The sequence below is a fragment of the Galbibacter sp. L-19 genome (genome assembly GCF_056857615.1).
Map to the genome: position 1 here is coordinate 1 of NZ_JBSXNL010000015.1, position 6,014 is coordinate 6,014.

Below are 6,014 nucleotides of genomic sequence, written 5' to 3' on the forward strand. Positions count from 1 at the left end.
CAATGGGAATATGATATCAGACCTAAACAAAGGAATCCCTGCAAATGGAATCCTCTATAACCATTTAAATTTACCGACGAGTGTTACCATAGGCGGCGGAAATATTTCTTATATTTACGACGCTTTAGGAACGAAATTACAGAAGAAAGTTCTTGAAGGAGGTTCTGTAACATCGACTATGGATTATGCTGGGAATTACATTTATGAAAATGGAGGTTTACAGTTTTTCAATCATGCAGAGGGGTATGTAGATGCAGAAGGAACTGGTTATAACTATGTCTATCAGTATAAAGACCACTTAGGGAATGTTAGACTTTCCTACCAAGATGCAGACAATAATGGAAGTATTACTACAAGTGAAATTGTAGAGGAAAGTAACTACTATCCATTCGGACTCAAGCATAAGGGGTATGGACCGGCTACATCATCTTTAGGGAACAGTGTAGCGCAACGTTGGAAGTATAATGGTAAGGAGTATGATGAAAGCCTTGATGTCAATACCTATGACTTTGGAGCTAGGAACTATGACCCTGCACTTGGTAGATGGATGAACCTTGACCCGTTGGCAGAACAAATGCGTAGACATTCTCCGTATAATTATGCATTTGATAATCCTATTTATTTTATCGATCCTGATGGGATGATGCCACATGGTCCTGGTGATCCGCCAATCAATGGAGAAGGGATAGCACGAGCATTTAAATCTAAAATTAATGAAATAAACATGAAAGTGGAAAGAACAGCTAAAAGTGCATTAGCTTTTGCAGTTGGACCACTTTTAATTGCCGCAGATAAACTGAGTAATGGAGGCGGATATGTACTGACAGGAGAATCAGGTGCTAGATCGGAATCCATTAGTGAGTCTAAAGACAGAAAAGCTGATGGTGATGCTGAGATGTTAGATGTATCCTCAGTAATCTTTTTGTCTGCAGCAAAAGGGCCAGGGTTTGAAAATAAGGTTGCCGAGGGGGCTAGACTTTTTTCGGATGTATCCCAAGCTTTTAGCGAAGAGGCATCAAGTGGATCTACAAATGAAACATCTAATACTGAAAATGAGCCGAATATTGAGTATACTGTGGAAGGACAATTGAAAGAGAATGCTACGTATGGAAAGAAATCAGGTTCATCGGGTGGGGCAGATTATGGTGGAATAGGAGAATCACATAAAACTAATGATTATGAAACAGCAAAAAGTGATTCAGCAAAATTTAACGACACAGGTTTTTTTGAAAAAATCTGGATTAAAAGAGATACAATAGATTAATTATGAAAAAAAAAGTATTGTTGCTTATTGTGTTATTGATAGTTATTTCTTGTACAACAGATAATAGAAAAGATAAAGAATATTATTCTGAAGGTGAATTGAAGGCAATTCATTATTTGAATGAAAGGAACGAAAAGGATTCTTCAAATATTTTTTATAAGGATGGTAATCTAATGTCTTTTATTAAGTATTCTGGAGATAAAAAAGTAGTAAAAAACTATTTTCAAGATGGTAATATAAAAAGCAAAGGTGATTTTATAGATGATACGATACCTATAGGTGTATGGTCTTATTATTATGAGAACGGTAAATTAAAAGAAGTGAAGGAGTTTATGAAAATAGATGGGAAAGGATATTTAAATCAAAACTGGGTATTTAATAAATATGGTGACACATTATTTAATAAAAGTAGTTTCTATGATTTACTGATAGAAAAAGATACGATAAATATAAATGAACCTATAAAGGCTAAATTAGATTTAGTCGGACCATACTTTAAAGATATTAATTCCTCTATAATGGTTATTTTACCAAGAGATAATTCAGAGAATTTTAATTCTGATTTTTCTAACTATAGTAAAGTAGTTAAGGACACTACATATAATCTCAATTTAGAAGTTGAGATTAGGAAAGCACTTGAACTTAAATCGGATTTTAGGAAGACTGCCATTTTCGGAAGGTACTTTAATGTTAAAGGAAAAAATTTGCTTAGAGGAGTTTTGGTAGAATATTATTACAAGGATTCAACAGATAGAGCTACTTCAAGTTATTTTGAAGTAAGAAAATATTTCGAACGATTAATCTATGTAGAATAAATAACATAGTATGAATTAATTGAGTGACATGTAGAATTGTTGTGTCAGGTTTGTATATGGCAACGGAAGCATTGCTACGAATGAAATTGTAGAGGAGAGTAATTATTATCCTTTCGGACTCAAGCATAAGGGGTATGGATCGGCTACATCATCTTTAGGGAACAGTGTAGCGCAACGCTGGAAGTACAATGGCAAGGAGTATGATGAAAGCCTGGATATCAACACTTATGATTTTGGGGCAAGGAACTATGACCCTGCACTTGGTAGATGGATGAACTTAGACCCACTAGCAGAACAAATGCGTAGACATAGTCCATATAATTATGCCTTTGATAATCCAATTTATTTTATCGATCCAGATGGGATGACTCCTGAAGGTTCTGGAGAGCCACCGTGGTGGCAACAGTTAATAAGTTACTTTACTGGATTGGGTAGAGGAGGAGATGAAATAGCCAGTAGAGGAACAATGTCTGAAGAGAAACTGAACCAAAGAGATATGCAACGATTAAGTGAAGGGGCAGAAGGGGCTAGTCAAGCCTTTAATGATCATACTAGTGCAACTATTGAAGGTAATGCTAGGTTGTCTTTTGGTCCCCAATTTGCAATTGGTTTAGATAATGGAGCAAAAATAGAACTAGGAATTGTATCAGAACAATTGTTTGAAGCAGAAGGGAAAGTCGAATTTAGACTTTTAGATGGGGTAAACGCTGATATTGATATTAATACAGATAAAAAGATAATAAATAGAGCAGGGATTAGTGCTATTGGAGGTGTGAGAACAGAACATAATATAACTTTTGATGATCAGGGAAATGTAATTGATAAAGAAACAACAATTGAAGGGGGAGTTCTTTTTCTCGAAGGAAGTACAAACTCAAATAATCAATCAGATGAAGCATCTATTGGATTATCAACTGGAGGTAGTTACGGTATTTTTTTGGTTGGTGATGCAAACGTCGAAATTAATGCAAATGTTGAAAAGAAAAAGAAGAAATAATAGTAGCCATATTTGTTTTACGTTTCTATTGGGAACAGCTATCATTATGCTAAGTTCTTGTGAAAAGGTAATGTGTTCAAAAAAAATAAAAGATAAAAGGACCTTAAATGAATACTTTGTTGAAATAGATACCTGTAATCAGTTTAGTGAGTATACTCATCATGCATATTTTAGAAATGATGGAATATTTATGGCTGGCTATGGGGATAGACTTATAAAACAAGGGAAATGGAATTACTATTATAAAAAAGAAAAAGTGGCAGAAGGGATGTTTAAAGATGGGATACCTTTCGGAAACTGGAAATACAAGTATCTCGATGACGCAACATGGAAAGTTGTCAAGAGCAAAGAAGATAATTTTGAAGTGTCTATTCCGTCTTCTTGGATTCAGGAAGATTATAACCCAAACTTTTCTCTCTTCACATATATCAATTCTGAAAACAAAAATGAAGCTAACTTTAATATAGTGGTATCCAACTATGATTTAAAGGTATCTGAATACTTAACAAAACACATTGATACACTTAGAACGAATACTTTAATAACAGAAATTGATGTGAAGGAGTTAAAAATAGAAGGAGTAGATGAAGCTTTTCAAAGGAAATTTAAAATCCAAAAAGGACAATATTCTGAATTAGTTTTCCAAACTTTTTATGGAAGAAAAGATATAGATAAAGTTTTTATAATTACTATTAATTCCAAATATACTTCATATAGAGAGTATGAGCCTATTTTTGAACCAATGTTAAATTCTTTCAGAATGTACTAATTTTAATGGAGTTATTAATAACAATTATTTTTTTATTATCACTAGGATTGATTCTTTTATACTATTCTTTTAAGGAATTAAGATGGTATTTTAATAAAGAAGAACAAAAGGAAAAGTTTCGATTGGATGTTAAAGAGACATTTAATTTAAGAAACTATGAAATAGTATCCATTCGAGTGCCAAATAAAATTGAAAATCGAAAGAACCCTTTTAGAAATGGTTTAAGATTTGTTTTACCAGGTTTTTTTGGAGCAGGCGAAAGAAATTTTTATTGGATAGTTCATTGTAAAGATGAATCTAGTAATGAAAAATATATATGGGTAGAGATAACACAATCAATTTATATGAAACCAAAATACAAGTATAAACCAAATATAATATAATCATCCCATTCCCTAAAATCTTCTGATTTAGTGAGATAATAAAAAGTATTATCGGATACTAAAACAAGGATATCTCAGCAAACTGGATTCCCTAGAATCATTTGAATTTACCAGTCAATATTACCATAGAAGGGCGGGAATGCTTAGATCCAAAATTGCCGATTTGTAATATTTAAGAATGTCAAAATTGTCATGATATAGTAAAAAGCACTAATGCTAATTTTTGATTCAATAATAGCTCTATTGTTTTTCTCTTGTTTCCACCGCCTCAATTTTTACCACTTCCACACTTTTACTTCTTGACTTGTCGTTTCCTTTAACAACTGTTGTAACTTTCAATGTCAAACGTATTTTATCATGTTTTGGCGTAGGAAAGCCAAATAGTTTTGATATAGATTTATACTTAAATGCTTTTGCTAAAAGTGTTAAATGCCTAATACTATATTTATGTCGTTGGATGAACGACTCAACGTTACCTACAAAACTTTTCGCTACCCCCATTTTTTCGCTTAGGTCTTGTTGAGTCCATTTTTGTTCTTCCCGAAGTTGTTTAATATATAAAATAAAAAGATAATCCAAGTGAGCCATTTCCCTGTACTCTGTTTCAATTACTGTTTTTTCGTTAGGCATAAATTTTTTAAATTTTAAAACCAACATGTTGGTTTATTTGATAATGTTTCTTATATTTGTTGCAAGAATAAATTCAAAGCATTGCTAATGAGATTTATACGGGTTTAATAAGCCCATAACATATTGTCACTCCCACTAAGGGAGCGAACTAACGATGTTGCTCGTTCGAAAAAAAGACCAAGCATTTCCACACGAGTTGACCGTGAGTTCGTCCAGCATTGCCAGAAATTAGTATCTTTGTAGATGCCTTTCTGGCGGACGCCTCTCGCGTTAAACTTCTGTGTGGATGTCATACACTCTTCGGAGCTATGACGGGGTTAAGGCTTGGTCGTTTTATCCCATCGGACAGAAGTGTGGGGGGCGTTTTTTCGTTCCTAACTCTTCCGGCACTTCGTTTCATTAAAACCAATACTTATGAAAACGAAGTTTATAAAATTACCTTCACTGTGTATCCGAAGCCCAGTTACAGCGATCATCTCAGATTGTGGTATTGAACAGGTATAACCCCTTCAATCCATGTCAAAAAACATAAAATGTGCCCCGATTGAACACCAAAAACCGGAAGCAAAAGTAAGGGTGTTAGCCCATGCCTACCAATGGTATAAAACCCATTAGCTGCTATCCGGCAGCAACTGATCCCGTGACTTCGAAAACATACGTGTATGCGAAGGTTAAGGACGGCTTAAAATTGTTGCAACCATAAAAATAGCTTGTTTTCCTTTCCCCCGCAAACTAAACTTTGCTTTCTTATGGTGCGGTGGTCGGTTTTTGAAGATTTTTTTTAAACATTAACAACCAAAACGAAACGAAACGAATAGGATGAAACACCAACCAAAAAACTTGATTATCAAGGCGCAGTATAATGTTGCGTTTACGGTGTATTTTATCCTATTTCCTAAAAAACCAAAATGTCCAATTTAGGACATTATTGTTATGGGAGTGACGATATAATTTAGGCTCAGTGGTCGATTGCCAAAACTTATTATCAATAATAAGTGGCTAAACGATGCGGATGTCTCGGTACTTCAATACTTTTTTCTCTCATAATTAACGACTACACATGATCATGGCATCCGGCCATGTAACGAAACGATGGTTTAGACCTTAAGGCTGTTCTTACCATAGAACCTGTCTTACCGATAATTTTATTATGGGT

At 34.1% G+C, this 6,014-nt stretch carries 6 protein-coding genes; 5 read left to right on the forward strand and 1 reads right to left on the reverse strand.

Annotated elements, in window-relative coordinates:
* From AC13CQ_RS00435 to AC13CQ_RS00455, 5 genes are all read left to right on the forward strand, one after another.
* Window positions 1-1,264: RHS repeat domain-containing protein (locus AC13CQ_RS00435; protein WP_482882613.1), on the forward strand; the 1,264-nt coding region annotated here is incomplete at its 5' end.
* Between the two features lie 2 nt (window positions 1,265-1,266).
* On the forward strand, window positions 1,267-2,079 hold the full coding sequence (locus AC13CQ_RS00440; protein ID WP_482882614.1) for a toxin-antitoxin system YwqK family antitoxin: 813 nt from the start codon (window positions 1,267-1,269) through the stop codon (window positions 2,077-2,079).
* An 85-nt stretch (window positions 2,080-2,164) separates the two neighbouring features.
* Entirely contained in the window at window positions 2,165-3,076 is a 912-nt protein-coding gene (locus tag AC13CQ_RS00445) for an RHS repeat domain-containing protein (RefSeq protein WP_482882618.1), read from the forward strand.
* Entirely contained in the window at window positions 3,051-3,845 is a 795-nt protein-coding gene (locus AC13CQ_RS00450; RefSeq protein WP_482882615.1) for a hypothetical protein, read from the forward strand. Before AC13CQ_RS00445 ends, AC13CQ_RS00450 begins: the two co-directional genes overlap by 26 nt.
* A 5-nt stretch (window positions 3,846-3,850) precedes the next feature.
* Window positions 3,851-4,228 carry a hypothetical protein gene (locus AC13CQ_RS00455; RefSeq protein ID WP_482882616.1) on the forward strand — a complete coding sequence of 126 codons (378 nt, stop codon included), beginning with the start codon at window positions 3,851-3,853 and terminating at the stop codon, window positions 4,226-4,228.
* Window positions 4,229-4,468: 240 nt separating this feature from the next.
* Here the strand turns inward: AC13CQ_RS00455 and AC13CQ_RS00460 are convergent, their stop codons facing one another.
* Complete coding sequence (locus AC13CQ_RS00460) at window positions 4,469-4,885, reverse strand: helix-turn-helix domain-containing protein (RefSeq protein ID WP_482882617.1); 417 nt, start codon at window positions 4,883-4,885, stop codon at window positions 4,469-4,471.
* Window positions 4,886-6,014 lie beyond the last annotated feature (1,129 nt).

What these genes read in the sequence shown, in the direction of transcription:
- AC13CQ_RS00440 (WP_482882614.1), top strand. Translation starts at nt 1,267, where the DNA reads ATGAAAAAAAAAGTATTGTTGCTTATTGTGTTATTGATAGTTATTTCT.
- AC13CQ_RS00460 (WP_482882617.1), bottom strand. Translation starts at nt 4,885, where the DNA reads ATGTTGGTTTTAAAATTTAAAAAATTTATGCCTAACGAAAAAACAGTA.
- AC13CQ_RS00455 (WP_482882616.1), top strand. Translation starts at nt 3,851, where the DNA reads ATGGAGTTATTAATAACAATTATTTTTTTATTATCACTAGGATTGATT.
- AC13CQ_RS00450 (WP_482882615.1), top strand. Translation starts at nt 3,051, where the DNA reads ATGTTGAAAAGAAAAAGAAGAAATAATAGTAGCCATATTTGTTTTACG.